The organism is Microbacterium sp. Mcb102 (genome assembly GCF_024519805.1).
GTDB lineage: Bacteria > Actinomycetota > Actinomycetes > Actinomycetales > Microbacteriaceae > Microbacterium.
This window is the reverse complement of the sequence record NZ_JALJRG010000002.1, coordinates 75,784-95,836: the sequence shown is the minus strand read 5'-3', so window position 1 is coordinate 95,836 and position 20,053 is coordinate 75,784. Positions and strand designations below refer to the sequence as shown.

20 protein-coding genes and 1 tRNA gene are annotated in these 20,053 nt (G+C 68.2%); 18 read left to right on the top strand and 3 right to left on the bottom strand.

What is annotated here, in order from left to right:
- Nucleotides 1-76: 76 nt before the first annotated feature.
- The 5 genes from OC372_RS06615 to OC372_RS06595 all read left to right on the top strand — a co-directional run bounded on the left by OC372_RS06615 (nt 77) and on the right by OC372_RS06595 (nt 5,473).
- Nucleotides 77-1,453, top strand: a complete 1,377-nt coding sequence (locus tag OC372_RS06615) for a cystathionine beta-synthase (protein WP_262001292.1) — start codon at nt 77-79, stop codon at nt 1,451-1,453.
- Nucleotides 1,454-1,525: 72 nt separating this feature from the next.
- On the top strand, nt 1,526-2,680 hold the full coding sequence (locus tag OC372_RS06610) for a cystathionine gamma-synthase (protein ID WP_262001291.1): 1,155 nt from the start codon (nt 1,526-1,528) through the stop codon (nt 2,678-2,680).
- 106 nt (nt 2,681-2,786) lie between these two features.
- A complete protein-coding gene (locus OC372_RS06605) occupies nt 2,787-4,181 on the top strand; it encodes a multidrug effflux MFS transporter (protein ID WP_262001290.1) in 1,395 nt (464 codons plus the stop codon).
- 31 nt (nt 4,182-4,212) lie between these two features.
- On the top strand, nt 4,213-4,842 hold the full coding sequence (locus OC372_RS06600; RefSeq protein ID WP_036302883.1) for a phosphatase PAP2 family protein: 630 nt from the start codon (nt 4,213-4,215) through the stop codon (nt 4,840-4,842).
- A gap of 28 nt (nt 4,843-4,870) precedes the next feature.
- The gene (locus OC372_RS06595; protein ID WP_105711384.1) at nt 4,871-5,473 is read left to right on the top strand and encodes a GNAT family N-acetyltransferase; all 603 of its coding nucleotides are present in this window, start codon (nt 4,871-4,873) and stop codon (nt 5,471-5,473) included.
- A gap of 103 nt (nt 5,474-5,576) precedes the next feature.
- On the opposite strand, the gene OC372_RS06590 is transcribed toward OC372_RS06595, so the two are convergent.
- Nucleotides 5,577-5,664: transfer RNA gene (locus OC372_RS06590), tRNA-Ser, on the bottom strand.
- A gap of 180 nt (nt 5,665-5,844) precedes the next feature.
- Here OC372_RS06590 and mpaB (OC372_RS06585) point away from each other — a divergent pair.
- The 13 genes from mpaB (OC372_RS06585) to OC372_RS06530 all read left to right on the top strand — a co-directional run bounded on the left by mpaB (OC372_RS06585) (nt 5,845) and on the right by OC372_RS06530 (nt 16,550).
- On the top strand, nt 5,845-6,909 hold the full coding sequence (mpaB, locus tag OC372_RS06585) for a daptide biosynthesis RiPP recognition protein (RefSeq protein WP_262001289.1): 1,065 nt from the start codon (nt 5,845-5,847) through the stop codon (nt 6,907-6,909).
- Nucleotides 6,906-7,958 (top strand): daptide biosynthesis RiPP recognition protein, encoded by a 1,053-nt coding sequence (gene mpaB, locus OC372_RS06580; RefSeq protein ID WP_262001288.1) that lies wholly within the window; start codon nt 6,906-6,908, stop codon nt 7,956-7,958. The genes mpaB (OC372_RS06585) and mpaB (OC372_RS06580) overlap by 4 nt, the downstream gene beginning before the upstream one ends.
- Nucleotides 7,955-9,214: a daptide-type RiPP biosynthesis aminotransferase gene (gene mpaD / locus OC372_RS06575; RefSeq protein ID WP_262001287.1), complete on the top strand. Its 1,260-nt coding sequence runs from the start codon at nt 7,955-7,957 to the stop codon at nt 9,212-9,214. The genes mpaB (OC372_RS06580) and mpaD overlap by 4 nt, the downstream gene beginning before the upstream one ends.
- A 95-nt stretch (nt 9,215-9,309) precedes the next feature.
- Nucleotides 9,310-10,419, top strand: a complete 1,110-nt coding sequence (gene mpaC, locus OC372_RS06570) for a daptide-type RiPP biosynthesis dehydogenase (protein WP_262001286.1) — start codon at nt 9,310-9,312, stop codon at nt 10,417-10,419.
- On the top strand, nt 10,403-10,537 hold the full coding sequence (gene mpaA1 / locus OC372_RS06565) for an MpaA1 family daptide-type RiPP (protein ID WP_258134203.1): 135 nt from the start codon (nt 10,403-10,405) through the stop codon (nt 10,535-10,537). The genes mpaC and mpaA1 overlap by 17 nt, the downstream gene beginning before the upstream one ends.
- Before the next feature lie 42 nt (nt 10,538-10,579).
- The gene (gene mpaA2 / locus OC372_RS06560; RefSeq protein ID WP_258134202.1) at nt 10,580-10,705 is read left to right on the top strand and encodes an MpaA2 family daptide-type RiPP; all 126 of its coding nucleotides are present in this window, start codon (nt 10,580-10,582) and stop codon (nt 10,703-10,705) included.
- Nucleotides 10,706-10,740: 35 nt separating this feature from the next.
- Nucleotides 10,741-10,860, top strand: coding sequence for an MpaA3 family daptide-type RiPP (gene mpaA3, locus OC372_RS19335; RefSeq protein ID WP_308737268.1), 120 nt, complete (start codon nt 10,741-10,743; stop codon nt 10,858-10,860).
- A gap of 62 nt (nt 10,861-10,922) precedes the next feature.
- Complete coding sequence (gene mpaM, locus OC372_RS06555; protein WP_262001285.1) at nt 10,923-11,750, top strand: daptide-type RiPP biosynthesis methyltransferase; 828 nt, start codon at nt 10,923-10,925, stop codon at nt 11,748-11,750.
- The gene (mpaP, locus tag OC372_RS06550) at nt 11,731-13,410 is read left to right on the top strand and encodes a daptide biosynthesis intramembrane metalloprotease (RefSeq protein ID WP_315985390.1); all 1,680 of its coding nucleotides are present in this window, start codon (nt 11,731-11,733) and stop codon (nt 13,408-13,410) included. Before mpaM ends, mpaP begins: the two co-directional genes overlap by 20 nt.
- 13 nt (nt 13,411-13,423) lie before the next feature.
- Entirely contained in the window at nt 13,424-14,140 is a 717-nt protein-coding gene (locus tag OC372_RS06545; protein WP_262001283.1) for an ATP-binding cassette domain-containing protein, read from the top strand.
- Nucleotides 14,137-14,865, top strand: coding sequence for an ABC transporter permease (locus OC372_RS06540; RefSeq protein WP_262001282.1), 729 nt, complete (start codon nt 14,137-14,139; stop codon nt 14,863-14,865). The genes OC372_RS06545 and OC372_RS06540 overlap by 4 nt, the downstream gene beginning before the upstream one ends.
- An 80-nt stretch (nt 14,866-14,945) precedes the next feature.
- Nucleotides 14,946-15,596, top strand: a complete 651-nt coding sequence (locus OC372_RS06535) for a hypothetical protein (protein ID WP_262001281.1) — start codon at nt 14,946-14,948, stop codon at nt 15,594-15,596.
- 63 nt (nt 15,597-15,659) lie between these two features.
- On the top strand, nt 15,660-16,550 hold the full coding sequence (locus OC372_RS06530; protein WP_262001280.1) for a rhodanese-related sulfurtransferase: 891 nt from the start codon (nt 15,660-15,662) through the stop codon (nt 16,548-16,550).
- Nucleotides 16,551-16,605: 55 nt separating this feature from the next.
- Here the strand turns inward: OC372_RS06530 and OC372_RS06525 are convergent, their stop codons facing one another.
- Together OC372_RS06525 and OC372_RS06520 are read right to left on the bottom strand one after the other, a co-directional pair.
- Nucleotides 16,606-18,903 carry a DUF3488 and transglutaminase-like domain-containing protein gene (locus OC372_RS06525; RefSeq protein WP_262001279.1) on the bottom strand — a complete coding sequence of 766 codons (2,298 nt, stop codon included), beginning with the start codon at nt 18,901-18,903 and terminating at the stop codon, nt 16,606-16,608.
- The gene (locus OC372_RS06520; protein ID WP_262001278.1) at nt 18,860-20,050 is read right to left on the bottom strand and encodes a DUF58 domain-containing protein; all 1,191 of its coding nucleotides are present in this window, start codon (nt 20,048-20,050) and stop codon (nt 18,860-18,862) included. Before OC372_RS06520 ends, OC372_RS06525 begins: the two co-directional genes overlap by 44 nt.
- Nucleotides 20,051-20,053: the final 3 nt, after the last annotated feature.

Here is a 20,053-nt window from a genome sequence, read left to right as displayed (position 1 = left end):
CCTTTCGTGAGAACGGATGCCGCGGGTGGGCGAAACACAGCCCCGCCCGCGGCATCCGCGCGTCTACCCTGAAGTCATGAAGTACGCAGACTCGATCGTCGACCTCGTCGGCGACACGCCCCTCGTGAAGCTCACTCACGTCACCGAGGGCGTCGCGTGCACGGTGCTCGTGAAGCTCGAGTACCTGAACCCGGGCGGGTCGTCGAAGGATCGCATCGCCGCGCGCATCATCGATGCCGCCGAGGCCTCCGGCGACCTGAAGCCCGGCGGCACGATCGTCGAACCCACCAGCGGCAACACCGGAGTGGGCCTGGCACTCGTCGCCCAGCAGCGCGGCTACAAGTGCGTGTTCGTGCTGCCCGACAAAGTGGGCGACGACAAGATCGACGTGCTGCGGGCCTACGGCGCGGAGGTCGTGGTGACGCCCACGTCGGTCGCGCCGGAAAGCCCGGAGTCGTACTACAGCGTCAGCGACCGACTCGCCCGTGAGATCCCCGGCGCGTTCAAGCCGAACCAGTACGAGAACCCCAACGGTCCGCGCAGCCACTACGAGACCACAGGGCCGGAGATCTGGCGCGACACCGAGGGGCAGGTCACGCACTTCGTGGCCGGCGTCGGCACGGGCGGCACGATCACGGGGACCGGGCGCTACCTCCGCGAGGTGTCGGAGGGGCAGGTGCGCATCGTCGGCGTCGATCCCGAGGGCAGCGTCTACAGCGGCGGCACCGGTCGTCCCTACCTCGTCGAGGGCGTCGGGGAGGATATCTGGCCGGGCGCCTACGACCCGACCATTCCGCACGAGATCGTGGCGGTGGGCGACGCGGACTCGTTCGCGATGACGAGGCGGCTCGCCCGCGAGGAGGGGATCCTCGTCGGCGGATCGAGCGGCATGGCCGTCGTCGGCGCCCTGCGCGTCGCGCGCGAACTGCCCGCAGATGCCGTGATGGTCGTCCTCCTCCCCGACGGCGGTCGCGGCTATCTCGGGAAGATCTTCAACGACGGATGGATGCGCTCCTATGGGTTCAGCGACGTGGAAGAGGGGGAGACCGTCGCCGACGTGCTCGCCGCGCGGCCATCGCGCCAGGGCGAGGGTATCCCCGACCTCGTGCACGCGCATCCGACCGACACGGTGCTCGAGGCCATCGGGATGATGACGCAGTACGACGTGTCGCAGCTGGTCGTGCTCAGCGCCGAACCGCCCGTCATGATGGGCGAGGTCGTCGGCACGGTCGACGAGAAGGGGCTGCTCGACCTGCTGTTCCGGGGCGAGGCGAGCGCGACCGATGCCGTCGGAGCGCACGTGGGGGAGCGGCTCCCGCTCATCGGCATCCATGCCTCCGTCGCCCAGGCGAAGACAGCGCTCGCCGACGCCGATGCCCTGCTGGTCACGGAAGACGGCAAGCCGCACACGGTGCTGACGCGACAGGATCTGCTCGGGTACCTCTCCCGCTGAGCGCTCCGACGGCGGATGACCCCGGGCGTAACGGGAGGGCCTCCGCTGCGGGGGCGGTCGTAGGCTGAGGGCATGTCCGACCACGCCTTCGCCACTCGCGCCATCCATGCAGGACAAGCTCCCGACCCGACGACGGGGGCGATCATCCCGCCGATCTACCAGTCCTCCACGCACGTGCAGGACGGCATCGGCGGCTTCCGCGAGGGCTACGAGTACAACCGTGCCGGCAACCCCACGCGGTCGTCGCTCGAGACGCAGCTGGCCGCGCTCGAAGGTGGCGCGAGCGCACTCTCCTTCGCCTCGGGTCTTGCCGCCGAAGACGCTCTGCTGCGCGGCATCCTGAAGCCCGGTGATCACGTGCTGCTCGGCAACGACGTGTACGGCGGGACCTATCGGCTGCTCACCAAGGTGCTCTCGCCGTGGGGAATCGACACGACGACGGTCGAGCTCTCGGATGTGGATGTGCTCCGCGCCGCGATCCGCCCCGAGACGAAGATCGTGTGGCTCGAGACGCCGAGCAACCCGCTGCTGAAGATCGTCGACATCGCTCTGATCGCCGAGGTCGCACACGAGTCCGGTGCGATCGTGGTCGTGGACAACACGTTCGCCTCGCCCGCGCTGCAGCAGCCCCTCGCGCTCGGCGCCGACCTGGTCGTGCACTCCACGACGAAGTACCTCGGCGGTCACTCGGACGTGCTCGGGGGCGCGGTCGTGTTCAGCGACGACCGCTACTTCGATCAGGTGAAGTTCCAGCAGTTCGCGGTCGGTGCCGTCTCCGCGCCCCTGGACGCGTGGCTCACCACGCGGGGTATCAAGACGCTCGCGCTGCGGATGCGGCAGCACTCCGAGAACGCGCAGGCGATCGCGGAGTGGGCGGCAGCGCGCCCCGAGTTCGCGCAGGTGTACTACCCCGGACTCGCGGCACACCCCGGTCACGAGATCGCCGCTTCGCAGATGAGCGCCTTCGGCGGGATGCTCTCGCTCGGGCTCGCCGCGGGCGCCGATGCCGCACGGGCCTTCGCCGAGAGCACCTCGCTGTTCCAACTGGCCGAGTCGCTGGGCGGAGTCGAATCCCTCATCGGGTACCCGCCGGACATGACCCACGCGTCGGTGCGTGGCACCGAGCTCGCCGTTCCGGAGAACGTCGTGCGGCTCTCGGTCGGCATCGAGGACATCGGCGACCTGCTCGCCGACCTCGAGCAGGGTCTGGAGCGCATCGCGCGCTGACCTCCCGCCCGGAGCCATCGCGGGGGTGGGGTCGGGTCGGCGGTAGCATGGGTTCTTCCCCTGGCGAATCGATTCGACCACGCACCCCGAACACTGGAAGGACGTCGTGTCCGACGCTCCCCGCACTGACTCCATCCCCACCGCGCGACCCGACGGGTCGGACGCCGTTCCGGCCGCAGAGCCCGAGCGCACCGCCACCGGCAGCACCCGCACCTCCACCGCCACCGGCGCCATCCGCACCCTCGGCGCGAACCCGGCGACGGCGCCCATCATGCTGCACCCGGGGGATGCGATCTCCCTCGGTCGCCGGACGCTGTACATCATCCTGCTCGGCGCGCTCACGGCGCTCGGGCCGTTCACGATCGACCTCTACCTCCCCGCCTTCCCGGTGCTGGAGGAGGACTTCCAGACCACGGCTGCGGCGATCCAGCTGACCCTCACCGGCACGATGATCGGCTTCGCCCTCGGGCAGCTCGTCGTCGGTCCGCTCAGCGACAAGGTCGGCCGCCGGGTGCCGCTGATCGCGGTCACCGCCCTGCACGTGCTCGCCAGCGTCGGAGCGGCCTTCGCTCCGGACCTCGGCCTGCTCAGCGCCGCGCGCGTCCTCATGGGCGTGGGAGCCGCGGCCGGTGGCGTCGTGGCCATGGCCATCGTGCGCGACCTGTTCGGCGGACGCCGCCTGGTCGTCATGCTCTCGCGTCTCGCGCTGGTGTCGGGCGTGGCCCCGGTCATCGCGCCCCTGATCGGTTCGTGGCTCCTGACCCTCATGCCCTGGCGGGGGATCTTCGTCGTCCTCGCCGCCTACGGCATCGTGATGCTGGCCTCGGCGATCCTGTTCATCCCGGAGACGCTGCCCGTCGCCCGCCGACAGGACCGCGGGGGCGCGACGATGCTGCAGCGCTATCGCTCGGTGCTCTCGGATCGGGTCTTCCTCGGTGTGCTGGTGATCGGTGGCATGACCTTCTCGGGGCTGTTCTCCTACCTCTCGGCTTCGCCGTTCCTGTTCCAGGTCACGCACGGACTCGATGCGCAGCAATACGGCCTGCTCTTCGCCGTGAACTCGCTCGGCGTCGTCGCGGGCGTCCAGACCGCGTCTCGTCTCGCCGCCCGGTTCGGACCGCAGTGGGTCATGGCCTACTCCACCGCCGTGCTGCTGCTCGCCGGCGTCGCGATCATCGTCACCGACCAGCTCGGGCTCGGACTCTGGGGAACGGTCATCCCGCTCTTCGTGTTCATGACCGCCTGCGGTTTCACGTTCCCCAACGTGCAGGTGCTGGCGTTGGACCGCCACGGGAAGGCGGCCGGCACCGCGGCCTCCATCATCGGCGCGACGAACTTCGGTGTCGCCGGGCTCATCTCACCGGTCGTCGGATGGCTCTCCCACGACGCCGGGATCACCGCGACCACCATGGCCTCGGTCATGGTCGGCTGCGCCGCCATCGGCATCCTCTCGCTCTGGTTCGTCGTGCGTCCGCGGACCGTCGGGATGCTCAATCCCTGATCGGCAGGGCCCCGTCCCGCAGAATGGGACGATGGACAGGCGGATGCTGCTGTGGTGGGGAGTGGGCCTCCTCGCGCTCGCGACGGTGCTCGGTGCCCTGGTGGTGTTCGTGTATCCGGAGACGCCCGGCTTCGACCACTGGTGGAACGAGACGGTCGCCGGCATCCGGGGTGACTGGCTGCTGCAGTTCGCGCTGGTCATGGACTGGATCGGCGGCGGCTGGGTGGCGATCCTCGGGGTGCCGCTGCTGGCGATCCTCGTGCTCGTGCTCGCACGACGCTGGCGTGGTGCGGTCTTCGCGGCCGTGTGCTTCGCCGCGAGTGCCGGTGCGGTGCAGCTGCTCAAACAGCTCTTCGGAAGAGCGCGCCCGGAGGACATGCTGGTGGTGAGCGACTACGGCTCGTTCCCATCCGGCCACACCGCGAACGCGGCGACGATCGCGCTCGTGGTCTGGGTGCTGTTCCCGCGGGTCTGGACCGCGATCCTCGGTGTGCTGTGGGTGCTGGCGATGGCGCTCTCGCGGACATTCCTGTCGGTGCACTGGGCCACCGACACGCTCGGCGGTGCGCTCGTCGGCGCCGGCGTCGTGCTCGTGCTGGCGGCCTGGCTGCTGCCCTGGGTGCAGCAGAAGAAGTCCGAGGTAGAGGCGCCGATAGGCTGAACCGGACCGTTCAGTCAGAGGAGCCTTCGTGTCGCGCATCCGTCCCTACCGCCCCACCGATCGTGCCGCGCTGTACGAGATCTGCGTGCAGACCGCCGACGCGGGCGGGGATGCGACCGGCATCCTCTCCGACGACTCGCTGTGGGGCGACCTGTTCGCCGTTCCCTATGCCGAGCGGCATCCCGACCTCGCCTGGGTGGTCGAGAGCGACGACGAGCGCACCATCGGGTACATCGTGGCGACGGACGACACCGACGCGTTCTATACCTGGTTCCGCGACGAGTGGTGGCCCGGGCTGCAGGAGCGATACCCCCGGTCTGCGGAGCCCGCGACCCGGGAGGAGCGGATGGTCGAGTACGGCTACGAGCGAGCCCCTGGCATCGAGCCGAACGCCGCCGAGTACCCCGCCCATCTGCACATCGATCTGCTCCCCGAGACACAGGGGCAGGGGCTGGGGCGCGGGCTCATGGAGACCCTGTTCGCCGAGCTGACCCGCCGCGGGGTGCGCGGACTGCACCTGGGGATCGATCCGAACAACGCTGGAGCGGCCGCGTTCTACGAGCGGCTCGGGATGACGCGCCTACCCGCAGCGCCCGGTGGGCAGATCTACGGCGTGCGCTTCGACGGCTGAGTGAGCCGGGGGCGTATCCCGGCGCTCGCTCCTCCCCGAATCCCCGTACTGGAGAGAAACGCAAGAAGGGCCCCCGCTGGCGCGGAGACCCTTCTTGCGTTTCTGGCGGTGACGGCGGGATTCGAACCCGCGGTTGCTTGCACAACACACGCTTTCCAAGCGTGCTCCTTCGGCCGCTCGGACACGTCACCAGGAACAACCTGTCCATCCTATCCGATCGGGGGAGGGTGGCGTGACAGAGCCGTGACGCGCGGCCCTCGGCCGGTCGCGAGGATGCCGCGGGCAAAATATTGCATGTCACACGTCAGCTGTATAGCCTCAGATGAGGACAGATCGTGTTCGATCAACGTCCTCGTCGTCTGGGGGAGAGTATGCAGGACAGCGCGACCACGGCATCACGGCCGAGCCACCGCACGGCCACTGCTTTCGAGCAGTACGTCAGCGGAAGGCGGGGAATCGTCGAGGGCGCCGTGTTCTTCCTCGAATCCGGAGACCACATCGAGGAGGTGCTGCACGCGGCGGAGCCCTGCGACATCGTGATCGCCCCCTTACGACATCCCGATCCGCGGACCATTGCGTACGACGGTTCCTTCCTCGAACCCGGCGATGAGATCACCCTCGGCGGGCGCCACACCTTCGAACTGCAGGACTACGTCGCTGTTCCCTTCACCACCTTCGCCGGTCCGACCGTCGTCCGGCAGTTCTCGGCAGTGGGGATCGCCGCCTTCCTGAGCGATGCCGACACGGCGCGGAACTCCGGCGTCTTCGTGGGTCAGCTACTGAACACGGAAGTGCTGTTGGATTCCTGGGCCTCCTCTCTCGCGGCGGACCTCATCGGCGACTCACTCGGTCGGGTCCACGTCACGCGTCATGGGGAGTATCGAGACGGGCCTGACGGGCTTCTGCTCGGGAGCGTGGGCGATGAACGGGCCGATATCGAGGCGACGGCCGCGGCGGGAACAGGGCGAGGGCGCTCGTTTGCCGAGGTCGTCGACCCTCGCGTCCTCGAGGCGGACCTCGACGACCGCCCGTGGTTCGGGCGGTATCTGGCGGCTCTCGATCTGATGCGAGGGTGGGAGGGCGCACCGCCTCGTCCTGCCATCTCCGGATTCGGCCGCCACCTTGTCGCGGTGCTCGACGAGGGTGGGGCATATCCCTCGATACTGGCTGCCGATGCACCCTTCCTCGTTACAGGGGACGGCGAGGAGTACATCCTGGTTGATCGAGTGAGCCACAGACGTCTCCGACTCGGAGTCGATTCCGCGAGGGCTGCGGAATGCCTGATCGCGACCTCGGAGGAGTTTGAGGCGACGGCCCTGCTCGCCACCGAACTCGGCACGCGGGTGAGCAGGGTCGCTCCGCTGGTGCGTGCGCTGCAGGACAGGTTTGCGGCGACGGGATTCGACGTCACCGGCTACCGGCGGCACGGGTCATGACGCGCGACGAAGAAGGGTCGGTCGATATCGAACGCGTCGGAGCCCGGGCACTGCGTGAATGGATCACCGGAGTGCGCGATCAGCACACGCGGGTGTACCTCGTGGATGTCGGAGCCTCGGCACGGAACCTGGACGCGGTGACCAGTAAGGACGACGTCATGCTGTTGCCGACAGGAAGCGATCCGTACAGAGGACCTGCCACGGCCGTCCGTTACAACGGCGCACTGCGCGACCTCGGAGACGAGCTGTTCTTCGGAGAACGTGGAGTCGAACTCCAGGACTATTCGGCTGCGGAGTTCGTTCAGATCGTCGGCCCCACTGCGGTGTGCTTCTTCGATGAGTCGAGCTGGCGCGCCTTCCTCGATGACGCTGAAGTCGCCCGACGGACGGGCATCTTTCCCTCGACTCTGCTCGACCCCCGGATTCTTCTCGCGGACCGCAGAGCGCTTGCCGACCCCCGCGGACTGGAGACTCCGAGCGCCATCCGCTTGAGTTCCGTTGGCAGAGTGAGCATCGGTGTGCGCGGCGCCGACATCGGCCATGTCGATGACCTGCCGGCGGTGCTCACGATCCCGCTTCCGGGTGTCGCCGCGTGGGACGACATCGCGCCCAGAGATGTGCTCCTCGCCGACCTCGCGAATCGGGAGTGGATCGGTCGATACCTCCAGGCGACGGATCTCATGAAGATGCTCCGGCTTGCCAACGGTGCGGCGAGAATCACGGGATTCGGCTGGTCCCTGGTCGACGACAACCTCTCCGATGCCGAACCGCCCATCCGCGATCCATTCCTGCTCGAGACGGCAGACGGTTTCATACTGGCCGACCCCACCACACTGCGTCGCCAGCTGCTGTCGCCCATGACTGCCACGGTGGTCGCCGTCGCCCAGACTTCCAGCACGCTCGCCCTCGCGGCTGAGCGGGTGGCGCGAAAACTCGGCATCTCTATCTCGGAAGCGGAGACCCTGTGCCGTGCAGCCCTCGCAGCTCTCGGCGTCCACTCCGGCAGACGCGCTGCCGCCGCACCACGCCCCACGGGAGTCGACGCATGACCGACCCGCACGCGCTGTGGACCTCGATGCTCCCGGCCGACGTCACCTTCGCGCCTGACCGAGTGGCCGTCGGCGCGTCAGGAAACCGCATCGAGTTCGCTGACGGATCCACGCGCCTCTGTGCGACGAGCGGGCTGTGGAATGTCCCCCTCGGCTTCGGCAACGCTGCGGTGACCGAAGCGGTGAGCAGAGCGACACATGATGCCTCGTACCTGTCCCTGTTCAGAGCGCCGCACAGGTATGCGGAAAACGCGGCGGAGGCTCTCATCGAACTGGCGAAACCGAGCAGGTACCGCCGTGTCATCTTCTCGACGTCGGGCGGGGCGGCGAACGATGCCGCCGTGAAGCTGGCGCGACAGTACTGGGTGCAGAAGGGCTCCGGGTCCCGATCGCTCGTCGTCGGACTGAAGGGTAGCTATCACGGCACCATGTACGGCAGCCATGCACTGAGTGGCGATGAACTCCACCAAGCGGTCTATTCGGTCGATCGCAGATCGGTGAGGCACGTGTCGCACAGCGATGACGGGGAGGAGCTGGCGACACTGCTCTCACGCGAAGGGTCGCGGGTGGCCTCGGTCGTCGTCGAGCCCGTCCTGGGCAGCGGCGCGTACGCGCTCTCAGATGCCTTCGTGCACCGTCTTCTCGCTTTGAGGGAGGAGTACGGGTTTCTGATCGTCGCTGATGAGGTCGCGACGGGATTCGGCCGCACCGGGACGATGTTCGCTACCGACCGCTGGGCGGCCGCGCCCGACGTCCTCATCCTCTCGAAAGCACTGACGAACGGCGCGATGGGCGCCGCAGCACTCCTTGTCGGGCATCGCGTGGCCTCCGAGTTCGTCCGAGGAGGCTGGACGTTCATCCACGGCGAGACGCAGGCGGGGACACCAGGGTGTTCGGCGGCGATCGTCGCCGTCATCGAGGAGCTGCACCGCATCGACGTGGAATCGGTGACCATGTCACTGGCAGACGAGTTGTCACAGCTCACGACACGATTGGTGTCGGACGGCATCGTCACCGGGGTCACGGGACGCGGCTGCTTTCTCGGGCTGGAACTCTGCGACCAGGATGGGAATCCGCTCTCCGGTCCCGAGGTTCTTCGCGTCGTCTCCGCGGTCGCAGCGAACGGCGTCCTTGTGCAGCCGGGGCCGAGCTCCATCGAACTGATTCCGGCGTACGGGTTCACTCCCGGGGAACTCGTGGAAATGGATACGGCGGTGCGTGCGGGTGTGGCGCAGTCACGGGAGACCTCCGCATGAATAGGGGCTTTGCGGGGCGCGTTCCCACGCTATGGCACGGAAGCGGGATCGCACGGGAGACGGTGGGGCGCCTCACGGCGGGACGGGAGACCTTGGTGATCGCTGATGCGGCCGTCACGGTTCCCTTCCTGGACGACGGCAACGCCAGGATGATCGACATCGACGCCCTCGCCTCAGACGTCACGACGGTGGTAGCCATCGCGCGCGAGATCGTTCGCCGCCCTCCACGCGTCATCGTGGCAGTCGGTGGAGGGAGCGTACTCGACGCCAGCAAGCTCGCCGCGCTCGCGCTCGCCCAGGGGCGGGTGTTCGACTACGCCGTCGAACATGCGTCGAGGGCGCCACTGACATTCCTGCCCGATGCTCCGCCGCCCGTCGACATCGTCACCATGCCGACTACGCTCGGCACCTCGTCGGAGACGAACAGTGTCGCCATCCTCAGAAACGAACACGGCAATCGCCTCATCGTCGGGCGCTCCCTGAGGCCGCGTCACGCCATCATCGATCCCTGCAATTCGGTCACCCTCCGGCCGACTTCGGTCAGGGAGGGAGCGCTGGAGGCGTTCCTTCGCCTGGCAGGGGCGTCGACGAGTCCGGGAAGGAGTGCGAGGGCGAACAGCGACGCCGTCACGCTCGGTAGGGCACTCCTCGAGACCGCCGCTGGTCACTCGGGTTCCCCCATGGGAAGGTTGCGCGTTGCGCGTCTGAGCGCAGCGACCCAGCGCACCGCAGCGCTCAGGGGCCCCGACCCCTACAGCGCCCGTCATTGGTACCTGGCGAACGAAGTCGCGTTCGTGCTCGGGGTTCGCAAGATGGTCGCGACGGCTGGCATCATCGCTGCCGTGTGGCGGCGAATCTGCTCGGGTGAGTCACGCTGGGGGGATCGTGAGAGCCTCCAGGATTTCTGGGCCGGGGTCACCGCCGGGACCGGGTTGCCTCTCGATCCGCCCGCCGGCGCGGCTGCGCTCGTCGACGGGTGGGGGATCCCGTGCCCGGCGAAGCCGACGGTTGACGAGATCGGTCGCATCTCCACGGCCACCGAGAAAGCGTGGGGGCATCGCCAACCGATGCTTCGCGGACTTCTTGCGGCGGACTTCCGTGATGTGCTCCGCGATTCGTGCTGGAACGCTCAGCCCGTTGGCACCCCCATGCCAACCTCTCACGTTCGACATGAAGGAGGTGAATTCAATGAACAACGGTGTTGAAAGGCAGATCTGCTTTCAAGAACTCGACGAAATGGAAGCCCCCAGCTGGGAGAGCTTCTATGAGGGCGCGATCGGCGCACTGATACTCATCGGAATCGGCGCAGCCGCAGCGACGTGATCTCGTCGACCCGATGAGGGTGACGAAACGAAAGGAGGAAATATGCAAGCCACGATGCCGAAGCTCGAGTTCACCGAACTCGAGGCCATGGAAGCGCTGAACGACGGCGAGGACTTCCTGCGGGGATTCGCCGCGGGCGTCATCATCGGGATTCTCGCGCTGACGTAGTAGTCGTATCCGACTACCGATTGAGGAGGTACCAAATGCTGACGAGATCGCTGGAATTCCAGGAACTCGAACAGATCGACGCACCACTCGAATGGTGGGAGCACGCGGGCTACATCATCGCCATCATCGGCGGTGCGGCAGCGATCGCAACCTGACCGAGGGGTGCGGGCGGACCACACCCGCCCGCACTCCACTGCTCACGCTGAGAGGCCATCGAATGCCAGGACTGATCACCGAAGCCATGCAGGCGCGACTCGACCTGGTCGGGGCGCGTCCCCGGGAACAAGACCTGTACGAGGGGGAGGGCACCGACTTCTATGAGCGACTCGTCGGCCCCGACCGTGCCGAGATTCGAGAGATGCTGGCACTCGCGAGAGATGCCGCGGGGCCTGTACTCGATCTCGCCGCGGGAAGCGGGAGAGTGACGATCCCGCTGGTGAGATCCGGCAAGCGAGTCACCGCCATCGACCTTTCGGACGACATGCTCGCCCACCTGCGACGCGCCTTGCCGGAGCGGTCGGCCGTCGAGTGCATCGTCGCGGACATGCGTCACTTCTCGCTGGAGGCCCGGTACGAGCTCGTCATCATCGGCGCGACGTCCATCACCTTGCTCGATCACGAAGGAAGGTCGCTTCTCTACGCGAACGTGCGGCGTCACCTCGCGCCCGGCGGCGTCTTCGCCTTCACCGTCGCCGCAGGTGCGTCTGCGCAGAGTCTCGCCGTGCCGACAGAGCGTGAGATCAGAGTCCCCGGTAGAGGCCAAGACGACATCTATCTCTTCTCCCAGCAGGTGGAAGCGGACGGCGCGGCGCGGGTGGTCAATTGGGTCCGTGCCTCAGACGTGACCCCTGGCGGCGAAGTCACCGTCCTCACCAGCCGATTGCAGCTGCTCAGCCACGAGGTTCTCGCGAGAGAACTCGTCGAAGCCGGCTTCCACGAACCTGCCGTATCTCCTGTTCGAACGCACCTCGGAGCGGAGATCCTCCTTCTCAAGACGTCGTGGGCGGGGGCCTGGGGAATGGCGGATGGCGATGTTTCCGACTAGTTCCCTTCGGAGGAGAAAGAGCTCCGCACCAGCACCGCTCACTGCAGACACGTGTCCGCTTCTGTCGACCGGAGTCACGTTCGTGGGAGTCGGCGATGAATCGACGGGGATAGCAGTGCTGCACGGCGTGCCTTCATCCAGGGTTTCGCGGCCGGTCGTCGACCTGCTGTCGGCGATGGACGGCACGACCTCGCTTCACGATCTGCATCTGCGCTTCGCCGCATCCGAGTCCTCCGAGAGCTTCCTCCAGCTGGTCCAGCGTTTCCGCGCCACGGGGCTGCTCGAGGGCGACACCAAGCTGCCGCCCGGTCGGCTGACCTATCGGCCCCCGTTCACGCTGCAGATCGCAACCCTTCGTGCGGCCGCCATCTTCGGTCGACTGCACCGTCTGATCGCGCCCCTCCCACGCCGGGCGATCCTGGTATCCGTTGCGGCCGTGCTCAGCCTGGGGTTCATGGCGGCCATCCTTCAGGCGAGAGAGCTGCTGAACGTCGTCACCACGCCCATGCCTTTGGGGGCGATCGTGGTTCTCGTCGCCGTCCTCGCGTGCCTCACCCTGCTCCATGAGAGCGCCCACGGCCTCACACTCACGCGCTACGGCGGCAGGCCCCGGCGCGCCGGCGTCATGCTCTTCTATCTCGCTCCCGCCTTTTTCGTCGATGTGACGGATGGCTGGCGCCTGCCTCGCCGTCGGCAGCGCGTGGAAGTCGCTCTTGCCGGACCCGCCGTGCACGCCGTGGTCGCGGCGATCGCACTCACGGCGGCGCTGGTGGCTCCGCAACCGGTCGTCCGCGAGACCCTGCAGATCCTTGGTCTCTCCTGCACAGCCATCGTCCTCGTCAATCTGATCCCGTTCGTGCGGTTCGACGGGTACATCGCGCTCATGAGTGCGCTGGACGAGCCGAACCTCAGGAATCGGACGATTCGCGACGGAGCGAACTTCCTGACAGGCCTCCTCTTCGGCGGACGGCGCATGAGCAAGAGCGTGAACACGTGGTGGAGCGTGCCGTTCGGCCTCGCGAGCCTCATCGCACCGATCACGCTGGTGCTGCTCGCCGTCACACGCGCGGTCCGATCTCTGGCCGCGGGCGGACCAAGTCTCGGGATGTTCGTGGTGGCGCTGGAAGCCGTCGTCGTGCTCGTCGGGATGGGGCTTTTATGGAGGGCCCTGCACCGGGTGCTCCGGTCAGGTGTGTCGCGACTGCGCTTCATCTCGGTCTGCGCCGCGCTGGGTGCGATCATCGTGATCGCCGGAGCCGTGATCCCCGTACCGATGACCGCCACCTTCGGCTTCTCCACAGAAGGCGGTCGGGTGGTCCTTGTCCACGCCGACGGGCAAACGGCAGTGGAGGTGCGCGACGGGACCCCTATCGTGCTCTTGAGCAGCGGCATCCTGGGCAGCCGGCAGGTCGGTGAAGGAACCGCGAGACCGCAGCGACCCGAGCCCACGAGGGTGCCGCTCGATGCTCTGGTTCCCGCCACAGCGGCGGGCGTGTCGGTCTCGGCCGTGTCCTTCGCAGAAGTGGATGTATCCGACAGAGGCGGGAGCCCTCCCGAGGCCGGGCAGGCGAGGTTCGATCTCGGAATGGTGAGTCTGTGGGAGTTCCTCTGGGCCACCGGCGTGATGCAGCCACTTTCGGCATCCCAGAACGAGAAGTAGAAAGAGGATCAAGATGAACGACCAAGCAATCGAAGTCCGAGCGCTCACCAAGCGATATGGGAACCGGACGGCCGTAGAAGAGCTGTCGTTCGCTGTGCCGCGCGGTTCCATCGTCGGTCTGCTCGGTCCCAACGGCGCGGGCAAGTCGACGACTCTGCGCAGCATCGTGGGCCTGCTCGCGCCGACCAGCGGCGACAGCCTCATCGATGGTGCCCCGTTCACCGCACTCGACAACCCCGCATCCCACGTCGGCGTGCACATGGACGGCTTCGGCTTCGAGCTCGGGATCACCGCGAGACGGCATCTGGAGATATCCCGACTCGCGGCCGGCGCATCTACCGGCCGGGTCGACGAGGTCCTGGAGATGGTCGGACTCGCCCCAGACGCCCGTCGCCGTGTGAAGACCTATTCGACGGGAATGGCCCAGCGGCTCGGACTCGCTGCTGCTCTCATCGGTTCTCCGCGCACTCTCATCCTCGATGAGCCGGCGAACGGGTTGGACCCCGACGGCATTCGATGGCTCCGCCGGTTCCTCCGCGGCTTCGCGGAAAGCGGCGGCACCGTCTTGATCGCCAGTCATCAACTGGCCGAACTGGAACAGGTCGTGGATGAGGTCGTCGTCATCAAGCGGCGCGCGCTCTACGCCGGGCGGCTCGGCGACCTCGTAACGAGCGACCGCGATTCTCTCGAGAGCAAGTACTTCGACCTGGTCGAAGGAGCACCCGCATGAGACGAGCCATTCGGAGCGAGGTGCTGCGCGCGGCGAGCGGCCTCTCCATTCTGCCCGTCTACTTCATCGCGCTCCTCATGCCCCTGTTCGTTCTCTTCTCCGACGGCTCCCGCTTCGATGTCGCCGGCGTCGAGGCTGGCGCTGCCACGACCCGGCTCCTGGAGCCGCTTGCCTGGTCCGCCATCGCCGCGGCGTTCGCCGGGGCATACGGTGTCACCCGCGAGTACTACTACGGCTCGATGGACAGAACGCTGACCGGCGTCGGATTTCGTCGCGCATTCACGGGAAAGCTCGTCGCCGGTGCCTTTGTCGCGAGCGCACTGTCAGTGTGCATCTTCGTGCTGTGGACGGTGGGGGTGCACTTCCTTCTCGCTCAGAACGGACTTTCGCTCGTGCTCACCCAGGATGCCTGGCAGATATATGCGGGAGCTCTGCTCGGTTCCGTGCTCGGTGCCTTCGTCGGGGGCGCCGTCGGATGGATCACACGGAACTACTATGTGACGGCGGCTCTCGTTCTCGCCATCCCGATGGCGGTGGAGTTCGCGCTGCTGCGGAACGCACCCGAGCTGGCGCGGTTCTCGCCCGGGTTGGCTCTTGCCGCACTGAGCGTTCCCGGGTACCAGGACCAGCTGCTCGAGTTCATCCCCGCCCTCACTGTCGCGCTCGCATGGGCTGTCGGCCTGGTCGCGCTCGCGTGGTACCGGAGACGAAGGGCCGCCTCGTGATTCTGCGGGCTCTGCGCGCTCAGAGCCGGAGTTTCGCAGCCGACGTCGTCCTCCTCTGGAGCGCGGTTGCGGCATTCGTGATGTCGCTCTCCCTGGCGACGAGTGTCCCACCGGAGTTCGCGGCTGCGCCTGCTGATGTCCGCGAGGCGCTCATGGCACCCTTCGGGGCAGTGCTCGCGACCTATGGGGCAGTCGTCGCGGCTGTTTACGGTTCCTTCCGGTACACCGTCGACCGCCGAGATGGTGTCATCGCGCAGCGTCTGATGCTCCAGCCTCGGTGGGTGATCTTCCTCACCCGAATGCCCACCGCTGCCTTCGGCGGTGCGGTCGTCACTCTCGCCGGCGTGGTGGGGGGTCATATTGCGCTGATGATCGCCATGGGCGGCATTCCTGTGCAGTGGTCATCGGTCGGCCCCGTCGTTGCGCTCGGCGCTGTCGCGGGCCTCTGGGGAATGGGGCTCGGGATCGTCATCCAGACCCATCTGGTGGCTTTGTTCGCCGCGTCCATGTCGATGGCGGCGGCGATGCTGGTGGCGCCCTTCTGGAGTGCGGGCGCCGTCTACCTTCCGCTTCTCGCAATGCTCGAAGCCCTTCAGTTCGACATCACCGCCCTGGGAGTGGAACCGAAGGACAGCCTCGACACATGGCTGGCCGTGCTGGTGGTAGCAGGGTGGGTGGTGGCGGCACTCGGGGTTGGCGCAGTCGCGTTTCTGAAGCGCGACGTGAAGTAGCGCGGCCGGGACCGGCTCTGAGCGGGTTCCGCCCACCACCCGCACCCGACGTAGGATTCCTGGGTGGCAACCCCCAAGATCGTCCTCTTCTACGCGTTCACGCCCCTCGCCGACCCCGATGCCGTGCGCGTCTGGCAGCGCGACATCGGCGAGGCGCTCGGGCTGCGCGGACGACTGCTCATCTCGAAGGACGGGATCAACGGCACTCTCGGTGGTGACATCACGGTCCTGAAGAAATGGCTCCGTTCCTTCCGCTCCTACGCGCCGTTCGCGGACGCCGACATCAAGTGGAGCGAGGGGACGGGGCTCGATGCCGAAGGCCGCAGCCTCGACTTCCCGAAGCTCAGCGTCAAGGTGCGTGACGAGATCGTGTCGTTCGGAGCCCCGGGAGAGCTGCGTGTCGACGAGCACGGCGTCGTCGGTGGAGGCACCCGCCTGACCCCGGAAGAACTGCACGCGCTGATGGACGAACGCGGCGACGACGTGGTGTTCTTCGACGGCCGGAACGCCCTCGAGGCGCAGATCGGGCGGTTCCGCGGCGCGGTCGTGCCCGACACCGAGACGACCCGCGATTTCGTGCAGCTCCTCGACTCCGGCGCCTACGACGACCTGAAGGGCAAGCCGGTCGTGACCTACTGCACCGGCGGGATCCGCTGCGAGGTGCTGTCGAGCCTGATGACGGCGCGCGGTTTCGGCGAGGTCTACCAGCTCGAGGGCGGCATCGTCCGCTACGGCGAGAAGTACGGCGATGACGGTCTCTGGGACGGCTCGCTGTATGTGTTCGACGGCCGTGGCTCCGTCGATTTCTCCGACCACGCGCGGGTCATCGGCGAGTGCGTCGGCTGCGGGACGCCCACCAAGCGCACCGCCAACTGCCCCGATCTCTCCTGCCGCTCGCAGTTCGTGGTGTGCGAGGCGTGCGTCGCCGTGCCCTGCACGGCTCACGCCGCCTGAACGCGGGTTCGACCGACCCGAGCCGACCCGAGCCGAGCGTCCCGGAGCCCTGCCGTCAGACCGCCGCTCCCGGCTCGGCGGCTCGCGGAGCGTACAGCGACCGCGGCAGCAGTGCGGCGCGCACCCGGGTCGGTCGGTCGACGCTGTCGCGCAGCTGCGCCAAGACCTGTCGCAGCGGCTCGGAGAGATCTGCCGATGCCTCGCCGGACCGGGCGTAGTTGGACCGCTCGACGGCATCCGTGAGTCTACGCATCGCCGCCGCATCGACCTGGTTCGACCGCACGAGACCCGCCGCACGCACACGTGGGGTCTCGGCATCGGACACGTCTTGTTGGAGGTCGATCAACGTGTCGCGGAGCTCGGCCCAGGCCGCCGCGGAGTCTCCGCCTCGCGCTCGGCTCATGCGACCGCGGCGCTCCACGACGCGGATGAGCGCCGGCAGCAGGAGCAGCACGACGGCTCCGAGTGCGGTGAACACGAGCGGCATCGCGTCGAGGCCACGCTGTGCGTCGCCGTCCGCCGAGTCGCTGCCGGCGTCTTCGCGGTCCACCTCCGGCCCCGAGGTCTCTTCACTCTGCGGGGCCGTGGTGGGGACGGGGACGGACGGGTCTCCGGAGCCACCGCCCTGCGTCACTCCTGCGCGGAAGGCGGTCGGCACGCCCAGGGAGGCGGTCGGTTCGAAAGGAACCCAGCCGACGCCGGGGAAGAGCACCTCCGGCCAGGAGTGCAGCTGATCGCTGGTCACGGAGAACACCGATTCCGTGCCCCGTTTCTCGTCGGTGAGCGCGCCGGGCAGGTAGCCGACCACGATGCGCACCTGCATCCCCAGGCTCTCGGCCATCAGCGCGAAGGCTCCGGCGAAGTGCACGCAGTACCCCTGGCGCTCTTCGAGGAACTGCGCCACGGCCTCCGCACCCGTGCCGTCGAAGCCCTCCTGCACCGGTGTCTCGAGGGAGTATGCGAACTGCGAGCGGAACCAGTTCTGCAGTGCCACGAGTCGGTCGTAGTCGGTGCTCGCAGCCGCGGTCACGTCGGTGGCCGTCTCGGCGATGATGCCCGGCAGTTCCACGGGCTCCGCCTCGGGATCGTCGACGGGGGGCGCGGCGTCGATCGCGCGGATCTGCTCGAGCGTCGGGATCAGGCGGGACGAGGTGACGGTGTAATCGTTGCCGACCGCATCGGCGCTGCGGGAGAAGAGCGTGCGGTTGTCGGGGGAGACCCGCCACGATCCGCTGAGTCCCTGCACGTCGGTGGCCGGATACGGCACCGGAAGCCACGAGCTCGACATGCGCAGCACCCGGATGGAGGTGTTCTCCTCCTCCGTCGCGATCTCCTCACCCCACTCCGGGGCGCCGAAGCCGTCGTCCTGCGACTGCAGGTCGCCTCGGTCCGGCTGCCAGACGCGTCCGTCGAATCGGGAGAGCGTCGTCAGCCGCAGGTAGGGGGCGGTCTCGCCGTCCGCCGCCACGGTCAGCACCTCGACCGGGTTCGGTTGGCGCAGGTCGTCACCGAGGCGCAGCGATGCGTCGACCGTGACGCCGACGCCGGTGCCGGCCATGCTCGTGGCGACGGGCAGCGCGGGTGCGATGGCCACGGTCGTGACCAGCGCGGCGGCCCCCAGCGCGACGGCGAGCGAGGTCGACGATCGGCGAGGCGATTCCGGATGCCGGCGCGCGGTGTAACGGAAGAGGAGCAGGGCCATCACGCCGTAGAGCACGAACCAGATCACGTTCGTCTCACCCAGGGTGACGATCATCGGCACCGCGCCGATGGCGCCGGTCAGCAGCGCGGCCAGCACGGCCGAGCGGTGCGCCACGAGCTGGTCGAGGAGGATCGCGACGATCGCGAAGCCGGCGCCCATCGTGGCGGCGAGCCCGGGCGAGGCGTCGAGCGGCGCGGAACCGAACGCGACCTCCTCGAAGGCCGCGGCCCCGAGGGCTCCGAACACCGCGAGGGTGGTCGTCGTCGGGACCACCCCGAAGATCGCGGTGTCACCCGCGACGAGCAGCGTCACGGCGCCGATGGCCACGACGATCTGGGTGAGGAGGGTGCCGGTGTCCCGGACCCATGCCGCCCGTCGGCGCAGCAGGTGCCGCAGCAGCATTCCCGTGCCGGCCACGACGATGACCACGACGAGGACCGTGCCCGACCAGGTGCCCGGAGAGATGACCGACGTGTACGGCCACGTCGCCACCAGCGTCGCCGCAGCCGCCATCGCACCGGGGCCGACGACACCGGTCGTCTCCTCACGGTCGCGATGCCACCGTGGCGCGGTCGGCGCGGGGGCGGCCGCGGTCGCGGGTGACTGCTCAGCGCGGAACATCGCCGACCCCGATCCGCGCCGAGACGGCATCCTCCCACGCCTCGGCGATGTCCTCGCCGATCTCCACGACCGTCCAGCCGTGCGGGACGGAGGCCTCGGCGGCACCGGGCAGCAGCTCGGTGCTGAACAGCATCGGGGCGGTGGCTCCCGCCGGACGCAGCAGGGCGGCGTCCTCCTCATCGAGGCGCCCGGTGATGAAGACCAGCGGGCCAGGAGGCGTGCCGCCGATGAGCGACGCCAGGTCCCGGCTCTCGCCGCGGGGGGTCACCATCGCCAGCGCCACGAGCAGTCCGTCGCGGTCGTCTTCGTGCCCGCGCAGGGCGCCGAGCAGAGTTCCCGCGCCGTCGATCACGTCGACGCTGTAGCCCTCGGACGCGAGATGGATGGCGGCGGATGCGCACAGGGAAACGGCAGTCTCGAAGGCCGGATCGGCGTGGACGCCCGGCGCGTCCCAGTGGCGACTGCTGCGGTCGAGCACGACGACCGCGTCAGGGCTCGACTCCTCCTCTTCCTGACGCACCATGAGCTGCCCACGGTGTGCGGTCGCCCGCCAGTGGATGCGACGCATCGAGTCGCCGGGGATGTAGCCGCGCGGTGACAGGTTGTCGCTGCCCTGCCCCAGCCTCGTCGACGAGGTGTGCGCGGTTCCTCCGGCGGCTCCGACCCGCACGGCGAGCGGGGCGAGGGCGAAGACCTCGGGCACGACGGTGACGCTGCGGGTGTCGCCGAACGGCTGCTCGCGCTGCGCCAACCCGAACGGATCCACCGTGCGCAGCATGAGCGGCCCAAGCGGCCAGACGCCGCGTCGGACGCCGGTGATCAGGTAGGTGAGCTGACCGGTCTCGGGCGGGTACTCGCCGCCCGAGTCGCCGGTGACGGCGTCGGGCAGCACGTCGTGCCACAGCCCTCGCGGCACGCGGAGCGCACGCAGCGTGAAGCGCACCGTCACCCTCGAGGTCTCCGACACTGTCAGCAGGTCGGTGGAGATCTGACGGGTGACCGTCCCGGAGCGGCGGGGGGGGCGGACGGCGAGGAGTGAGAACAGCGTGAGGGCGGCGAGCAGCACCCCGATGTAGAGCAGGATGCGGGCGCCGAGGACGTTGGCGGCGATCATGCAGCACAGCGCCGCGATGAGCGCACCGGCGCCGCGGCTGGTGAGGGATCGGCGTCGTCGCATGAG